The organism is Providencia sp. PROV033, from assembly GCF_028484855.1.
Classification (GTDB): Bacteria; Pseudomonadota; Gammaproteobacteria; order Enterobacterales; family Enterobacteriaceae; genus Providencia; species Providencia alcalifaciens.
This window is the reverse complement of record NZ_JAMPSW010000039.1, coordinates 1-16,111: the sequence shown is the minus strand read 5'-3', so window position 1 is coordinate 16,111 and position 16,111 is coordinate 1. Positions and strand designations below refer to the sequence as shown.

Annotated in this window: 13 protein-coding genes and 4 tRNA genes; all 17 read left to right on the top strand. The window is 44.1% G+C overall.

What is annotated here, in order from left to right; genetic code table 11:
* The first annotated feature begins 320 nt into the window (after positions 1 to 320).
* Positions 321 to 1,388, top strand: a complete 1,068-nt coding sequence (gene wecA, locus PSF16_RS08740) for a UDP-N-acetylglucosamine--undecaprenyl-phosphate N-acetylglucosaminephosphotransferase (protein WP_006662354.1) — start codon at positions 321 to 323, stop codon at positions 1,386 to 1,388.
* Positions 1,389 to 1,417: 29 nt separating this feature from the next.
* Positions 1,418 to 2,476 carry an ECA polysaccharide chain length modulation protein gene (gene wzzE / locus PSF16_RS08735; RefSeq protein ID WP_272689122.1) on the top strand — a complete coding sequence of 353 codons (1,059 nt, stop codon included), beginning with the start codon at positions 1,418 to 1,420 and terminating at the stop codon, positions 2,474 to 2,476.
* A 96-nt stretch (positions 2,477 to 2,572) separates the two neighbouring features.
* Positions 2,573 to 3,703: a non-hydrolyzing UDP-N-acetylglucosamine 2-epimerase gene (wecB, locus tag PSF16_RS08730; RefSeq protein ID WP_006658208.1), complete on the top strand. Its 1,131-nt coding sequence runs from the start codon at positions 2,573 to 2,575 to the stop codon at positions 3,701 to 3,703.
* A complete protein-coding gene (wecC, locus tag PSF16_RS08725; RefSeq protein ID WP_006658207.1) occupies positions 3,700 to 4,962 on the top strand; it encodes a UDP-N-acetyl-D-mannosamine dehydrogenase in 1,263 nt (420 codons plus the stop codon). Before wecB ends, wecC begins: the two co-directional genes overlap by 4 nt.
* The gene (gene rffG / locus PSF16_RS08720; protein ID WP_006658206.1) at positions 4,953 to 6,026 is read left to right on the top strand and encodes a dTDP-glucose 4,6-dehydratase; all 1,074 of its coding nucleotides are present in this window, start codon (positions 4,953 to 4,955) and stop codon (positions 6,024 to 6,026) included. Before wecC ends, rffG begins: the two co-directional genes overlap by 10 nt.
* An 8-nt stretch (positions 6,027 to 6,034) precedes the next feature.
* The gene (rfbA, locus tag PSF16_RS08715; RefSeq protein WP_006658205.1) at positions 6,035 to 6,916 is read left to right on the top strand and encodes a glucose-1-phosphate thymidylyltransferase RfbA; all 882 of its coding nucleotides are present in this window, start codon (positions 6,035 to 6,037) and stop codon (positions 6,914 to 6,916) included.
* Positions 6,894 to 7,634 carry a dTDP-4-amino-4,6-dideoxy-D-galactose acyltransferase gene (rffC, locus tag PSF16_RS08710; protein ID WP_006662358.1) on the top strand — a complete coding sequence of 247 codons (741 nt, stop codon included), beginning with the start codon at positions 6,894 to 6,896 and terminating at the stop codon, positions 7,632 to 7,634. The genes rfbA and rffC overlap by 23 nt, the downstream gene beginning before the upstream one ends.
* Positions 7,621 to 8,751, top strand: coding sequence for a dTDP-4-amino-4,6-dideoxygalactose transaminase (rffA, locus tag PSF16_RS08705; RefSeq protein WP_006658203.1), 1,131 nt, complete (start codon positions 7,621 to 7,623; stop codon positions 8,749 to 8,751). Before rffC ends, rffA begins: the two co-directional genes overlap by 14 nt.
* Positions 8,751 to 10,001 (top strand): lipid III flippase WzxE, encoded by a 1,251-nt coding sequence (wzxE, locus tag PSF16_RS08700; RefSeq protein ID WP_272689121.1) that lies wholly within the window; start codon positions 8,751 to 8,753, stop codon positions 9,999 to 10,001. The genes rffA and wzxE overlap by 1 nt, the downstream gene beginning before the upstream one ends.
* On the top strand, positions 9,998 to 11,080 hold the full coding sequence (locus PSF16_RS08695; RefSeq protein ID WP_154636303.1) for a TDP-N-acetylfucosamine:lipid II N-acetylfucosaminyltransferase: 1,083 nt from the start codon (positions 9,998 to 10,000) through the stop codon (positions 11,078 to 11,080). The genes wzxE and PSF16_RS08695 overlap by 4 nt, the downstream gene beginning before the upstream one ends.
* Positions 11,077 to 12,432, top strand: a complete 1,356-nt coding sequence (wzyE, locus tag PSF16_RS08690) for an ECA oligosaccharide polymerase (protein ID WP_006658200.1) — start codon at positions 11,077 to 11,079, stop codon at positions 12,430 to 12,432. Before PSF16_RS08695 ends, wzyE begins: the two co-directional genes overlap by 4 nt.
* A 10-nt stretch (positions 12,433 to 12,442) precedes the next feature.
* Positions 12,443 to 13,180 carry a lipopolysaccharide N-acetylmannosaminouronosyltransferase gene (wecG, locus tag PSF16_RS08685; RefSeq protein ID WP_006658199.1) on the top strand — a complete coding sequence of 246 codons (738 nt, stop codon included), beginning with the start codon at positions 12,443 to 12,445 and terminating at the stop codon, positions 13,178 to 13,180.
* Between the two features lie 235 nt (positions 13,181 to 13,415).
* Entirely contained in the window at positions 13,416 to 14,795 is a 1,380-nt protein-coding gene (gene thrP, locus PSF16_RS08680) for a bifunctional threonine/serine APC transporter ThrP (RefSeq protein ID WP_272689120.1), read from the top strand.
* 164 nt (positions 14,796 to 14,959) lie between these two features.
* Positions 14,960 to 15,036: transfer RNA gene (locus PSF16_RS08675), tRNA-Arg, on the top strand.
* A gap of 79 nt (positions 15,037 to 15,115) precedes the next feature.
* Positions 15,116 to 15,191, top strand: a tRNA-His gene (locus PSF16_RS08670).
* Between the two features lie 16 nt (positions 15,192 to 15,207).
* A tRNA-Leu gene (locus PSF16_RS08665) sits at positions 15,208 to 15,293 on the top strand.
* A 43-nt stretch (positions 15,294 to 15,336) separates the two neighbouring features.
* A tRNA-Pro gene (locus PSF16_RS08660) sits at positions 15,337 to 15,413 on the top strand.
* Positions 15,414 to 16,111: the final 698 nt, after the last annotated feature.

Sequence of the window (16,111 nt, the reverse complement as noted above, 5' to 3'; positions counted from 1 at the left end):
TGATTGATATTTACTCGGTTAGATAAAAATTGATGGTAAAGGTCGATTAATCAGGTTGAGATTGTTTTTTATGGCATGCATCTTGCTATGTTAAAGGATAAAATCGTTAAGGTAAGTTTGTAACGCAAAACTATTTACGCCGTATTGTACTTTTCGGCATGTTTTGTGCATATCAAAAAAAGAATGATTCTGTTTTAGTGTACGATTTTTTTGCTCGGATACTATGTTGGCGCGGTACTTTATCACAGCAACCCAGATTGTTAGTGTTTAAAAGTTAGATAGAAATATAAGAGAGTAGAACAGTGGATAGCACACACTTTATGAGTAATCTCTTCTATGTCTTTTTGTTTACCTTAGCTTTTATTTTTGTCGCACGTATTGTGGCAAAAAAAATTGGCTTGGTTGATAAACCGAATTTCAGGAAGAAACACGTAGGATTGGTACCTCTCGTTGGAGGGATCTCTGTTTTCTTTGGCGTTTGCTTCGCGTTTATGATCACGGAAGAATACATTCCCCATAAGTGGTTATATATCGCTTGTGCTGGGCTCTTAGTGTTCGTTGGTGCACTGGATGATAGATTCGACATTAGCGTGAAATTACGCGCTGGCGTTCAGGCTATTGTTGCTGTCGTGATGATGACGGCAGGCGGGCTCTCATTAGAGTCACTGGGGCATGCATTCGGTCCTTGGGAACTGGTGCTTGGACCATTTGGTTACATTGTGACCCTATTTGCTGTTTGGGCTGCAATCAATGCTTTCAACATGGTTGATGGTATTGATGGTCTGTTAGGCGGCCTGTCTTCGGTCTCTTTCGGTGCTTTAGGTTTCTTACTGTATCAAAATGGTAACTACGCGTTAGCGTTTTGGTGTTTTGCGTTTATAGCGGCTATTCTTCCTTATATCCTGCTGAACCTAGGTGTTTTAGGTCGTCGATTTAAAGTGTTCATGGGCGATGCGGGAAGTACTTTGATTGGTTTCACCATTATTTGGATCTTGGTTGCATCGACGCAAGAAGATGTTCATCCAATTAATCCTGTGACTGCATTATGGATTATTGCTATTCCGCTTATGGATATGGTGGCAATTATGTACCGCCGTATTCGTAAAGGGATGAGTCCATTTTCACCGGATCGTCAGCATATTCATCACTTGATTATGCGTTCAGGATTTACCCCGAAAGGGGCATTTGTAATCATCACATTGGCTGCGGCAATACTTGCGTGCATTGGTATTCTTGGCGAACGCCTATCATTCATCCCAGAATGGGTAATGTTGGCATTATTTTTGCTTGTATTTATGATGTATGGTTACTGCATCAAACGAGCATGGAAAGTCGCCCGTTTTATCAAACGAATTAGACGTCGTGCGCGTAAGAGTGCGGTCCGGTAAAGACAAACGAACTATAGAGGTTCTGTGCAGTGAATAACTCAGAAACACAACCTAGTCAGCATCAAACTCCGATTGAAGCGGAGTTAGATATTCGTGATTTATGCCGTTCATTATGGCAGGGTAAAATTTGGATCGTCGCATGTGCAGTGATTTTTGCTGCGATTGCACTGGGAGCATCCTATTTTATGCAGCCGAAGTGGAGTACAACGGCTATCACGGATCTACCAACTGTGAACAATCTGGGAAGTTATTATTCTCAGCAACAGTTTCTGCGCAACCTTGATTCTCGCATTAATGTCGTAGGGCAAGAAGGACAGTTACCCACCATTGCGAAAGAAGCTTATGAAGAATTTACCAAACAATTAGGCTCTTACGATACTCGTCGCCAGTTTTGGTTAGGTACTGAGTATTATAAGCAACGTTTGGAAAATGACCCGAAAGCAGATGCTGCCTTGTTGGATGAATTGATCAACAACATTGAGTATACACCGGCAGATGCACTCAAAAACCCAACAGATAGTGTGAAGTTAGTGGCTGAAACAGCGACTGATTCTAATCAGCTATTACGCGAATATATTGAGTTTGCTAATCAACGTGCAACCACCAACCTGAATGATGAGTTGAAAGGGGCTTGGGCAACAAAAACCCAATCTATGAAAGCGTTGGTCAAGCGTGAAGCCATGGTGGCAAATGCCGCGTATGATCGTCGTCTAAACAGCCTTGAGCAAGCACTTAAAGTTGCTGAAAAACAAGGTATCTCTCGTAATCAAACGACTGCGCCAGTAGATGAAATTCCTGACTCAAAAATGTTCATGTTAGGGGTTCCATTACTGCAAGCTCAAATCGAGACTTTAAAAGCAACAGGTCCTGATTTTGATACGGATTATGACCAAAATGTCGCGATGCTAGCGACACTGGATGTTGGTCCAGCTCTTCAAGATAATTTTCACGCGTATCGTTATCTGCGAACTCCTGAAGATCCAATCAAACGCGATAGTCCGCGCAGAGCATTCATTGCGGTTCTGTGGGGTGCAATTGGTGTGTTAGTCGGTGCCGGAGTGGTACTGTCTCGCCGTCGCCCATCGTAATGTCTTACTCGCCACTGACGGAAAGGTCGGTGGCGAGATTGCATCATTAAAACTAAATAAAGCAGTAAACTGCGAAGAAAATATAAGAGAGTCACTGTGAAAGTATTGACTGTATTCGGCACACGACCTGAAGCTATTAAAATGGCTCCATTGGTTCATGCACTTGCTGATGATGCAGATTTTGAAGCGAAAGTGTGTGTTACCGCTCAGCACCGTGAAATGCTAGATCAAGTACTGAACTTATTTGAGATCACTCCCGATTACGATCTCAATATTATGAAACCAGGTCAGGATTTAACCGACATTACTTGCCGTATTTTGGAAGGATTAAAGGCAGTATTTGCAGATTTCCAACCCGATGTTGTCCTTGTTCATGGCGATACTGCAACGACGATGGCAACTAGCCTTGCGGCATTCTATCATCGCATCCCTGTAGGGCATGTTGAGGCTGGACTGCGCACAGGAAACCTCTATTCGCCATGGCCAGAAGAAGGTAACCGTAAAATTGCGGGGCACCTTGCTCAGTACCATTTCGCGCCGACAGAAAACTCGCGCCAAAACTTACTCAACGAATCTATTCCCGATAGCCATATTTCTGTGACTGGCAATACAGTCATTGATGCGCTGTTGTGGGTGAAAGAGAAGGTGATGGGTAACCAAAATATGATGGCCGAATTAGCCGGAAATTACCCATTTATCGACCCAAATAAAAAAATGCTCCTTGTAACGGGTCACCGTCGTGAAAGCTTTGGTGGTGGTTTTGAGCGTATTTGCCATGCCTTAGCGGATATCGCTCAAGCGCATCCTGATGTTCAAGTGGTTTACCCTGTTCACTTGAACCCAAATGTGAGTGAACCAGTAAAACGAATTCTGCATGGCATTGATAATATTATCTTAATTAGTCCTCAGGAATATCTGCCGTTCGTCTATTTGATGAACCACGCGTATCTGATTTTAACGGATTCCGGCGGTATTCAAGAAGAGGCGCCATCTTTAGGCAAACCTGTTTTAGTTATGAGAGATACCACCGAACGCCCTGAAGCTGTTGATGCAGGGACAGTTCGTTTAGTGGGTACAGATACACAAACCATTGTAAATGAAGTTAATCGGTTACTGACAGATGAAGCGGAATATCACGAAATGAGCCGCGCACATAACCCTTATGGTGATGGTCATGCTTGTCAGCGTATTCTTGCAGCATTAAAAAGCAATCAGGTGAAATTATGAGTTTTGAAACTATTTCTGTTATCGGCCTTGGTTATATCGGTTTACCAACAGCGGCAGCCTTCGCATCTCGTAAGAAGCAGGTTGTCGGCGTAGATGTTAACCAGCATGCGGTTGACACTATCAATCAAGGTAAAATCCATATTGTGGAACCTGAGCTGGACGTAGTGGTGAAAAAAGCGGTTGAAGAAGGTCACTTAAAAGCCTTCACGAAGCCACAACCTGCAGACGCATTCCTGATTGCCGTTCCGACACCATTCAAAGGTGAACACGAGCCTGATTTGGTGTACGTGAAAGCGGCAGCTGAGTCTATCGCGCCAGTCCTGAAGAAAGGCGACTTAGTGATCCTTGAGTCAACCTCTCCAGTAGGGACTACCGAGCAGATGGCCCAGTGGTTAGCGGATGCACGTCCTGATTTAACTTTTCCTCACCAAGCAGGTGAACAGGCTGATATCGATGTGGCTTACTGCCCAGAGCGTGTACTGCCAGGTCAAGTGATGGTTGAGCTGATCAAAAACGACCGTGTTGTCGGCGGTATGACGCCTAAATCATCTCTGCGTGCGAGCGAGCTGTACAATATCTTCTTAGAAGGTGAGTGTGTAATCACTAACTCAAGAACGGCTGAAATGTGTAAGCTAACGGAAAACAGCTTCCGTGATGTGAATATCGCATTTGCTAACGAATTATCTCTGATTTGCGCAGAACAAGATATCAATGTCTGGGAACTGATCAGCTTAGCGAACCGTCATCCTCGCGTGAACATTCTGCAACCAGGTCCTGGCGTGGGTGGTCACTGCATCGCAGTTGACCCATGGTTTATCGTGGCGCAAAGTCCAAAACAATCTCGTTTAATCCACACTGCGCGTTTAGTTAACGATGGCAAACCAATTTGGGTGGTGGATCAAGTGAAAGCAGCTGTCGCAGACTGCTTAGCGGAAACAGGTAAAAAAGCGAGCGAAATCAAAATCGCCTGCTTTGGTTTAGCATTTAAACCAAATATCGATGACCTGCGTGAAAGCCCTGCAATGCACATCACTAAGATGGTTGCTAATTGGAACCCAGGTAAGACTTTTGCAGTTGAACCGCACATTGATGAGTTACCAACAGCGCTGAAAGGCATTGCTGAACTGGTTTCAATTGAAAAAGCGGTTAGCGAAGCTGATGTGATCCTAATGTTGGTTGACCATAACCTGTTTAAAGGTATCCAAGGTTCTGCTATCCCTCAAAAATGGGTTGTGGATACAAAAGGAGTATGGCGTTGAAACGCATTTTAATTACAGGTGGTGCCGGTTTTATCGGCTCCGCCGTTGTTCGCCACGTGATTGAGAATACACAAGACCATGCCATTGTGGTTGATTGCTTGACTTATGCGGGCAATTTAGAGTCATTAGCGGGAGTTGCTAATAGCGAACGCTATGCCTTTGAACAAGTAAACATTTGTGACCGCACAGCACTGGATAAAGTGTTTGCTGAGCACAAACCAGATGTGGTGATGCACTTAGCCGCAGAAAGCCATGTTGACCGTTCTATTGATGGTCCTGCGGCATTCATCGAAACTAACATTGTGGGTACTTATACACTGTTAGAAGCAGCACGCCATTATTGGTCTGCACTTGAAGAGAGCCAAAAAGCGGCTTTTCGTTTCCACCACATTTCAACTGATGAAGTGTATGGAGATTTGGACGGGCCAGAAGGTTTCTTCACAGAAACAACACCTTATGCGCCAAGTAGCCCATATTCAGCGTCAAAAGCATCGAGCGACCATTTAGTCCGAGCATGGCAAAGAACATATGGCTTACCCACCATGATCACTAACTGCTCGAACAACTATGGTCCGTATCACTTCCCAGAGAAGTTGATCCCATTGATTATTTTGAACGCGATTTCTGGTAAGCCACTGCCAGTGTATGGCAAGGGCGAACAAATTCGCGACTGGCTGTTTGTGGAAGATCATGCTCGAGCACTGCATTTAGTTGCCACTCAAGCGCAACCGGGCTCAACGTACAATATTGGTGGGCACAACGAACGCCGTAATATCCAAGTTGTTGAAACAATTTGTGAATTACTCGAAGAGTTGCATCCGCAGAAACCTCAAGGTGTGACGCATTACCGTGATTTAATTACGTATGTGAAAGACCGCCCTGGTCACGATATGCGTTATGCCATTGACGCCGATAAAATCCAGCGTGAATTAGGCTGGACACCTGAAGAAACGTTTGAATCGGGTATCCGTAAAACGGTACTGTGGTATTTAAACAACGAAACATGGTGGCGTCGTGTGCAAGATGGCTCCTATGCAGGCGAGCGTCTGGGCTTAGGTAGCTAGGAGGAAGCATGAAAGGTATTATTCTGGCTGGTGGTTCGGGAACGCGTCTACATCCGATTACACGCGGTATCTCAAAACAGCTGCTGCCTATCTATGATAAGCCAATGATTTATTATCCGCTGTCGGTATTAATGCTGGCAGGGATCCGTGAAATTTTGGTCATTTCGACGCCCGATGATCTGCCGATGTTCCAGCGTTTATTGGGCGATGGTCATGAATTTGGTATTGAACTGAGTTATGCAGAGCAGCCATCTCCAGATGGGCTCGCGCAAGCATTCATCATTGGTGAAGAGTTTATCAATGGGGATTCCTGTTGCTTAGTGCTTGGCGATAACATTTTCTTTGGTCATTCATTTAGCCCTAAATTAATGTCAGTTGCTGCGCGTCAAAAAGGTGCGACGGTCTTTGGTTACCAAGTGATGGATCCAGAACGTTTTGGTGTCGTGGAATTCGATGACAACTTTAAAGCGTTGTCTATTGAAGAAAAGCCAAAGCAGCCAAAATCTAATTGGGCGGTGACGGGTTTATATTTCTATGATAATCAAGTGGTTGATTTTGCTAAACAAGTAAAACCTTCTGAACGTGGTGAATTAGAAATTACGTCTATCAACCAAATGTATTTGGAACGTGGTGAGCTCAGCGTTGAGCTACTCGGTCGTGGGTTTGCTTGGTTAGATACGGGTACCCATGACAGCTTGATTGAAGCAGGAACCTTTGTTCAAACTGTGGAAAAACGCCAAGGTTTCAAAGTGGCTTGTTTAGAAGAGATTGCATGGCGCAATGGCTGGTTATCTGATGACCAAGTTAAAGACGCCGCCGCTCGCCTGAATAAAACAGGTTATGGCAAATACTTAGAGGACTTACTTCGTGTCCGTCCGCGCCAATATTGATCCCTTAGATTGGGAATCTGATTTTTTTAAACGTTCTACGGCGAAACTGGATTTCGCCGCAACAGATGCGCAAATTATCTTAGCTTATCAACTGGATAAGTTTGAAATTGTGCAAGCGAAAGTTGCGGCATCTGAGACTGCGAGAATTGATAATCTTGCCAGTATGGGATTCAGTTTTGTTGAAGGTGAAATCGATTTTGCGTTAACGGTTGGCACAGAAAATGCTTATCTAAACACAGCGTTATCAGAGACGGATAATGTGGTTGTCGCACAAACAGGGGATATTGTTTTTCTGCGCGACACCGCGGCAGCTGTGTTTAGTAACAGCCGCTTTCGTACGCCTTGGTATCGAGAAGGGGATAGCGGTCGGTTTTATGCATTATGGATAGAAAAAGCGGTTCTTGGGACATTTGACCACACCTGTTTACTCCTTAGAGATCAAGCAGGTGATATTTTAGGTTTCGTTAGCCTACGTAGTCTTGATGCTGATACAGCGCGAATTGGATTGTTAGCGGCAATACCAAATGCAACAGGGCGCGGTATCGGTCGGAAATTAATGTCAGCGGCTTATCAATGGTGTGTGCAACACCAAAAAAGACAGTTAAATGTTGCCACGCAAATGAGTAATGTTGCGGCGTTAAATCTTTATTCACGCAGCGGTGCGGCGATTGCCAGCACAGCATATTGGTTATACAGGGGACAACATGATTCCATTTAATAAACCACCCGTTGTAGGCACTGAAGTTGAGTATATGAAGCAGGCTATGGCAAGTGGCAAACTGTGCGGTGATGGTGGTTTCACTAAACGTTGTGAAGAGTGGATGGAGAAACGTTTTAACTGTCCGAAAGTCCAGTTAACGCCGTCTTGCACCGCTTCATTAGAAATGGCCGCGATCCTGATTGATATTAAGCCGGGCGATGAAGTCATCATGCCGAGCTTTACCTTCGTATCGACCTCTAACGCATTCGTGTTACGTGGCGCTAAAATTGTGTTTGTGGATATTCGTCCAGATACCATGAATATCGATGAAACCAAAATTGAAGCTGCAATTACTGATCGTACACGTGCAATTGTTCCTGTTCACTACGCAGGTGTGGCTTGTGAAATGGACACCATCATGGCGATTGCGAAAAAACACAACTTATTTGTGATTGAAGATGCTGCGCAAGGTGTGATGTCGACTTACAAAGGCAAAGCATTGGGAACCATCGGTCATATTGGTTGCTACAGCTTCCATGAAACCAAAAACTACTCTTCAGGTGGTGAAGGTGGAGCAACGTTAATCAATGATAAAGCGTTGATTAACCGTGCAGAAGTGATCCGCGAAAAAGGTACTAACCGTAGCCAATTCTTCCGTGGTCAAGTTGACAAATATACATGGCGTGACATCGGTTCAAGTTATCTGCTTTCCGACTTACAAGCGGCTTATTTATGGGCTCAGTTAGAAGAAGCAGACAAAATTAATGAACGTCGTTTATTACTGTGGGATCGCTATTATCAAGCGTTACAACCTCTGGTTACTGCGGGTCGTTTAGTATTAGCAACTGTACCAGACGGTTTGAAACATAACGCGCATATGTTCTATATCAAACTGAAAAATGTGGAAGAGCGTACAGCGTTTAATGACTATATGAAATCTCACGGTATTTTAACTGTTTTCCATTACGTGCCACTGCACACCAGCCCAGCTGGAATGGAGTTTGGTTATTTCCACGGTGAAGATAAATACACCACGGTTGAAAGTGACCGTTTAGTGCGTCTGCCGATGTTCTACAACATGACAGATGACGAGCAGCAAGTGGTCATTGAGCGAATTAAAGCGTTCTTTGCCTAATGTCATTAGCTAAAGCATCGGTTTGGACTGCTGGGTCTACCCTGATTAAAATCGGGGTGGGCCTGTTGATCGTGAAATTATTTGCAGTCTCATTTGGCCCTAGCGGTGTTGGGCTGGCGGGAAATTTTCGTCAATTAATTACCGTGCTAGGTGTTTTATCTGGCGCAGGGATCTTCAATGGCGTCACAAAATATGTGGCAGAGCACCATCAAGATCCTCAAAAATTACGAGCCGTGCTGGGAACGTCTTCAACGATTATTCTTGGGTTCTCGACGTTACTGGCCATTGTCTTTTTGTTATGCAGCGCGCCTATTAGTGCCGCGTTATTTGATACTGAGCAATATAGCTCAGTGATCCGTATGGTCGCCTTAATTCAGATGGGTATCGCATATGCGAACTATTTTTTGGCGATTTTAAAGGGTTACCGAGATGCAGCTGGGAATGCGACGGCCATCATTTTTGGTAGCATAATCGGTGTAGTCGCCTATTATTTATGCTATCTCATGGGAGGGTATGACGGTGCGTTGGCGGGGCTTGCATTGGTTCCCGCATTGGTGGTGTTGCCCGCCGCAGGTCTGATTATACGACGTAAGCAATTTGCGTTGTCATCCTTAAAGTCTGCATGGGACAAAGCGATAGCCACCAATCTCGGTAAGTTCACCATCATGGCAATGTTAACGGCAATCACACTGCCTGTTGCCTATATCATGATGCGAAACTTATTGGCACAAACCTATAGCTGGGATGAAGTTGGATTATGGACGGGTGTGACAACCATTTCGGACGCTTATCTACAATTCATCACCGCAACGTTTTCAGTGTATTTATTGCCAACGTTGTCGCGTTTACAGCATAAAAATGAAATTTCTGCCGAAATTATTAAGGCGCTGAAGTTTGTTTTACCTGCGGTTGCTGCCGTGAGCTTTACGGTATGGTTACTGCGTGATTTTGCGATTTGGTTGCTATTTTCAAAAGAGTTTACAGGGATGAGAGACCTGTTTGCTTGGCAGCTGGTCGGCGATGTATTGAAAGTGGGTGCTTACGTTTTTGGTTATTTAGTCATCGCGAAAGCGGCATTGCGCTTTTATGTTCTCACGGAAGTTAGCCAATTTGTTCTGTTAACAGGTTTTGCCCATTGGTTTATTCCTGAACATGGCGCAGTCGGGGCAACACAAGCCTATATGGCAACGTATATCGTATATTTTACTCTCTGTTGTTGCGTATTTTTGATCTACCGTAGGCGAGCATGACAACCTTAATACATGTACTGGGATCTGACCTCCCGCATCATAATCAGACGGTTTTAACGTTTTTTAATGACGTTATTTGCCAAGAAATGGCACCGTCTCAAAAGCCGCATTTTATGGTGGTGAGCCAAGATGCGCAGCTAGCTGCTGCCTATCCAAAGCTCGAAATTGAAGTTTTTGACAGCAAAAAATCGATTGCCGATAGTGTTATTCGTCGCGCTAAAGCAGAGCGCCGCACGCGCTTTTTCTTCCATGGGCAATTTAATGCGCCAATCTGGTTAGCGCTGCTCTTTGGTAAGATAAAATCCCATCAATTTTGGTGGCATATTTGGGGGGCAGACTTATATGAAGAGTCTAGCTCACTGAAATTTAAGCTATTTTATATTTTACGTCGCTTAGCGCAAAAGAAAGTAGGGCATGTGTGTGCCACTCGGGGAGACCTGTCTTATTTTCATCAGTCGAATCCGAATGTGCAATCGTCGGTGCTCTATTTCCCAACACGTATGGACCCTGCGTTGACATTAAGTGAACGAGAGCCTCGTGAGAGCGAGCAATTAACGATATTGCTTGGTAACTCGGGGGATCGTTCTAATCGTCATGTGGAAGCACTGGGTGCGATTAAACAGCAGTTTGGTGATAACGTTAAGGTGATAGTGCCAATGGGCTACCCTGCCAATAACCAAAACTATATTGCGGAAGTCGAACAAGCAGCACAAAGTGAATTCCCTCAGGGGCAGGTGGATATTCTTAAAGAACGTATGGCGTTCGATGATTACCTGAATTTGCTGAAAACCTGCGACCTTGGCTACTTTATTTTTAATCGCCAACAAGGGGTTGGAACGGTTTGTTTGCTTATCCAGTTCTCTATTCCTTTTGTCATTAGCCGTCAAAATACCTTCTGGCAAGATTTAACGGCACAGAATGTCCCGGTCTTTTTCTATGGTGACAAGCTCACACTACCGTTAGTGGATGAAGCTCAGCGTCAAATGAATACCCTTAATAAGCAAGATATTGAATTCTTTGCACCTAACTTTACTGATGGCTGGAAACAGATCCTCAGCATTGCGGAGGCGAAAGTATGACATTGCTTGAATTGGGGGGATTATCACTGATCTACCTGATCTCCATTATTTTTATTGGCACACTGATGTACAAAGAGTTTCTTCGTGTGCGCTTTAATTTTAATATTTTCTTTACTTTGTTGTATTTATTGACATTTTATTTCGGCTTTCCTCTGACATGTGCATTGGTTTTCCAGTTTGATGTGGCGATAGTTCCCGCAGATTACCTGATGTATGCCATGCTAGCGTCAACAAGCTTCTATGCTATTTACTATGTGACGTACAAAACCCGCTTAACGAAGCGTGTTGATGTTCAGCGCCGTGCGGTATTTAGCATGAATAAAGTGGAAACCAACTTAACTTGCTTATTGTTAATCGCAGTTGCTGTGGTAACCGTGGGCATTTTCTTCATGGACAATGGCTTCTTACTATTTAAGTTGAAGTCTTATAGTCAGATATTCTCGAGTCAGGTATCCGGCGTGGCGTTGAAGCGTTTCTTCTATTTCTTTATCCCCGCCATGCTGATTGTTTACTTCCTGAAGCCAACGCAAAAACGCTGGATTTTCTTCCTCGTTAGTACCGTGTCATTTGGTTTTTTAACCTATGTGATCGTCGGTGGAACGCGCGCGAATATTATTTTGGCTTTTGCGCTGTTTTTATTTATTGGGATTGTTCGCGGTTGGATTACACTTTGGATGCTGGCAGCAGCGGGTGTGGCGAGTATTGTTGGAATGTTCTGGTTAGCTCTCAAGCGTTACGGTCTTGATGTGAGCGGTGCGGAGGCATTTTACACTTTCTTGTATCTAACCCGCGATACGTTCTCTCCGTGGGAAAACCTCGGGTTACTGCTCAGTTACTATGACCAAATGGATTTCCAAGGCTTAGCGCCGATTATCCGTGATTTCTATGTGTTTATTCCATCATGGGTATGGCCAGAACGTCCAGATACCGTATTAAATTCGGCTAACTATTTTACTTGGGAAGTGCTCAATAACCATTCTGGGTTAGCCATTTCTCCGACCTTAATTGGCTCGCTGGTGGTGATGGGCGGTGTCCTGTTTATCCCATTAGGTGCCATCGTAGTTGGTTTGATTATTAAATGGTTTGACTGGATTTATGGTTTGAGTTTGAAAGAATCTAACCGCTATAAAGCCGCTATCATGCAGGCATTTTGTTTCGGTGCCATCTTCAATATGATCGTCCTAGCCCGTGAAGGAGTTGATTCCTTTGTCTCGCGCGTGGTCTTTTTCTGTTTAGTCTTCGGACTATGTTTAGTGTTAGCAAAATTACTGTACTGGTTATTTGAAAGTGCCGGTCTTATTCGTATTAAAGCCACTTCCTATTTCAAAAGTGGTCAACGGGAAAGCCGTTAAAAGGAGCATTATGGAACAGTCGTCAATTCCTCAATATAGCATCAGAGGTCATAACATTTGGGGCTTTAAAAATATGTCCCATTTCTTGGACTATCTATTTGCTGACGGTAAGACTAAAACCGGCACACTTGTCGCTATCAACGCAGAAAAAGTGATGATTGCTGAGCAAGATACTGCACTGAATACTTTGTTGGGGCAGGCAGAATATCTTTATGCTGATGGGATTAGCATTGTGCGTGCGATTCGCCGTAAATATCCCAAAGCAGACGTTTCCCGCGTGGCAGGGGCTGACTTATGGGAAGGCTTGATGGAACGCGCAGGAAAAGAAGGCACGCCAGTGTTTTTGGTGGGGGGAAAGCCTGAAATTCTTGAACAAACTAAAGCGAAGTTACGTGCGCAATGGAATGTGAATATTGCCGGTTCTCAAGATGGTTACTTCACAGCGGAAGATCGCAATGCGCTCTTTGAACGTATTCATGCGAGTGGCGCAAAAATTGTCACGGTAGCGATGGGCTCTCCTAAGCAAGAAATATTTATGCGTGATTGCCGTGTAGTCCATCCAGATGCACTGTATATGGGTGTTGGTGGCACTTATGATGTGTTCACTGGACACGTTAAGCGTGCACCAAAAGTCTGGCAAAACTTAGGATTAGAATGGCTGTATCGCTTGCTTTCGCAGCCAACTCGAATTAAACGACAGTTTAAGTTGTTGAAGTTTTTAGGCTACTATTACGGTGGTAAGCTTTAAGCCTCTTTTTAACTGAATAGACCCGCGCAATGCGGGTTTATTTATATCAATGATGCTTTATTCTGTCTTCAAATATACCTACAATTTTTCAAAAATAGATGCAACCTAAGGGATCTCACGGTATCTTGGGGGATTGTATTTTTTATCTTATTTTCGATAACAAGCCGCGATTACTAAAAAGTTTATTGCAATTAAAGCTGCGAATATCGAATGATTATTATCGACAGGGGAAATTATGGATAAGCCACAGCAAGGTCTTCAGCGAGGGCTAGAAGCCCGTCATATTGAGCTGATTGCTTTGGGCGGAACAATTGGGGTTGGGCTATTTATGGGCTCAGCGAGTACGTTGAAGTGGGCCGGTCCGTCAGTGTTATTAGCCTATATCATTGCGGGATTGTTTGTCTTTTTCATCATGCGTTCCATGGGAGAAATGTTATTTCTTGAGCCCGTCACGGGGTCATTTGCGTCATTTGGTTATAAGTATTTAAGCCCATTCTGGGGGTGCTTAACGGCTTGGGGCTACTGGTTTATGTGGGGGGCTGTTGGCATTTCAGAAATTACAGCCATAGGGGAGTATGCCAAATATTGGTTCCCTGATGTCCCCCAATGGATATTTGCGATGATTGCGGTTGCCTTAGTGGCACTGGCAAACCTCGCGGCAGTGAGATTATATGGTGAATTAGAGTTTTGGTTTGCGATGATCAAAGTCACCACGATTGTCGTGATGATTTTGATTGGTCTGGGGCTGATTTTCTTTGGGATTGGCAATAACTTTGAGCCGATTGGGCTTGCCAACTTAACAGAGCATGGCGGTTTCTTTGCGGGGGGCTGGAAAGGTTTCCTGTTTGCGCTGTGTATTGTGGTGGCGTCTTACCAAGGTGTTGAGTTAGTTGGGATCACCGCGGGCGAAGCAAAAAATCCACAAGTAACGTTGAAAAAAGCCATCAATAATATTTTGTGGCGAATTTTAATTTTCTATGTCGGGGCAATTTTTATTGTTGTGACCTTATTCCCGTGGACGGAAGTTGGGCAACAAGGTAGCCCGTTTGTCATGACTTTCGCTAAAGTGGGTATTATTTCTGCGGCTGCGGTGATTAACTTTGTTGTTCTGACGGCAGCATTATCTGGTTGTAATAGCGGAATGTATAGCGGCGGGCGCATGCTGTATGCACTGGCGCAAAATAAACAGTTACCTAGCTCACTATTAAAACTGACGAAAAATGGCGTTCCAGCGCGTTGTGTCGGTTTTACTATCTTATGCTTAGTGGCAGGTTCAAGTTTGAATTACATCATTCCAAACCCAGAACAAGTCTTCGTGTATGTGTATAGCGCCAGTGTCTTACCCGGAATGGTGCCTTGGTTAGTTATCTTAACCAGCCAGCTACGTTTTCGTAAGCAGAACCAGCAACATATGGCTGGGCATACGTTTAAATCGATTCTATTTCCATGGGTGAACTATGCGACGTTATTATTTTTAGCCTGCGTTCTGGTCGGAATGGCAATTAATCCTGAGACGCGGTTGTCACTGATTGTCGGCGCTATCTTTTTATTGACCGTTTCTGGGTTATATTTTGTGATCCGTTGCTTTAGGCGCAATGAAAAAAGCCCATCGTAAAAATATGTTGTGAGTAAAAAACATCAAAATAAGCGAGGAAGAGGGAAAAAATGCTCTCTTTCTCGACGAAATGGATAAAAGGCAAGCAATCGATAATTTTATTGAAAAAAGGACTAGACAGCAGGGGGATAAATCCGTACTATCCTCTCCCGCAACGGCGTTAAGCGCCCGTAGCTCAGCTGGATAGAGCGCTGCCCTCCGGAGGCAGAGGTCTCAGGTTCGAATCCTGTCGGGCGCACCATCAAAAGGTGACAAGCTACGGTGGCAAAACAAGGTTGTATGTAGTAGTATAACAACGCTTTGAAATAAGTGAAGTTATGGTGGCTATAGCTCAGTTGGTAGAGCCCTGGATTGTGATTCCAGTTGTCGTGGGTTCGAGTCCCATTAGCCACCCCATTTTTTTTGTGACATTGCGAGGGTGGCGGAATTGGTAGACGCGCTAGCTTCAGGTGTTAGTGTCCTATGGACGTGGGGGTTCAAGTCCCCCCTTTCGCACCACGAAAAAAATGATGTCGAGTTACTGCCTTAAGCAGTTAAATTTCGGCGAGTAGCGCAGCTTGGTAGCGCAACTGGTTTGGGACCAGTGGGTCGGAGGTTCGAATCCTCTCTCGCCGACCAATTTAAAGAACCCCGCTCAATCGAGTGGGGTTTTTGCTTTTCTGTCACTCGTAAAAATCCTCATTCCAATTTCTTGTTCACTCCCTCCTTTTTTCTTTTTCATTGAGTATTTCATTATCTTTATTTCGGGGATTCGTTGAGGGTCATCGAATAATAATGATTCGTATCTAATGATATTTGTAATGCTATGTTTTTAATGGATAAAAAAGGTTGTCTCAGATCTGATACAAACCCCTATTTTCATGTCGTCAAAAAGAGACATTTTACTGTTTGATTTATATAGAGAAAGTGATAGTGATGATAAGCTGTCTCTAAATTGAGACAAAATTGCTGAATCGAACAGAAGATGATTTGGTATGAAATGAGTATGAAATGAGTATGAAAGAATCACAAAGAGTAAGAGATAAAAATCTCGTTTAAAATAGCACAGATACGGGAAGTGAAAAGAAAGAATGCAGGAGTGAGAAAAGTTGGCACGTATTCTGCATTATCTATTATGTAGATGCTCATCCCACTTATTATGACAGCCTAGCTTCATAAACCCAGGGATGACGCAAAGCCGATTATCGGTGCCTATTGTCCAATTTAGATGATCAAGAGCTAATCCTCTTACCATCAGCGAACGGGCGAAACGTTGAGTGAGGCACCATCCGTCTGTAGACCTGATTGTATTTACACCTGCTTCGGCAGGTGTTTTT

Coding starts and splice junctions, on each gene's coding strand:
- rffA (WP_006658203.1), top strand. CDS start 7,621: ATGATTCCATTTAATAAACCACCCGTTGTAGGCACTGAAGTTGAGTAT.
- wzyE (WP_006658200.1), top strand. CDS start 11,077: ATGACATTGCTTGAATTGGGGGGATTATCACTGATCTACCTGATCTCC.
- thrP (WP_272689120.1), top strand. CDS start 13,416: ATGGATAAGCCACAGCAAGGTCTTCAGCGAGGGCTAGAAGCCCGTCAT.
- rfbA (WP_006658205.1), top strand. CDS start 6,035: ATGAAAGGTATTATTCTGGCTGGTGGTTCGGGAACGCGTCTACATCCG.
- wecA (WP_006662354.1), top strand. CDS start 321: ATGAGTAATCTCTTCTATGTCTTTTTGTTTACCTTAGCTTTTATTTTT.
- PSF16_RS08695 (WP_154636303.1), top strand. CDS start 9,998: ATGACAACCTTAATACATGTACTGGGATCTGACCTCCCGCATCATAAT.
- wecC (WP_006658207.1), top strand. CDS start 3,700: ATGAGTTTTGAAACTATTTCTGTTATCGGCCTTGGTTATATCGGTTTA.
- wzxE (WP_272689121.1), top strand. CDS start 8,751: ATGTCATTAGCTAAAGCATCGGTTTGGACTGCTGGGTCTACCCTGATT.
- rffG (WP_006658206.1), top strand. CDS start 4,953: ATGGCGTTGAAACGCATTTTAATTACAGGTGGTGCCGGTTTTATCGGC.
- wecG (WP_006658199.1), top strand. CDS start 12,443: ATGGAACAGTCGTCAATTCCTCAATATAGCATCAGAGGTCATAACATT.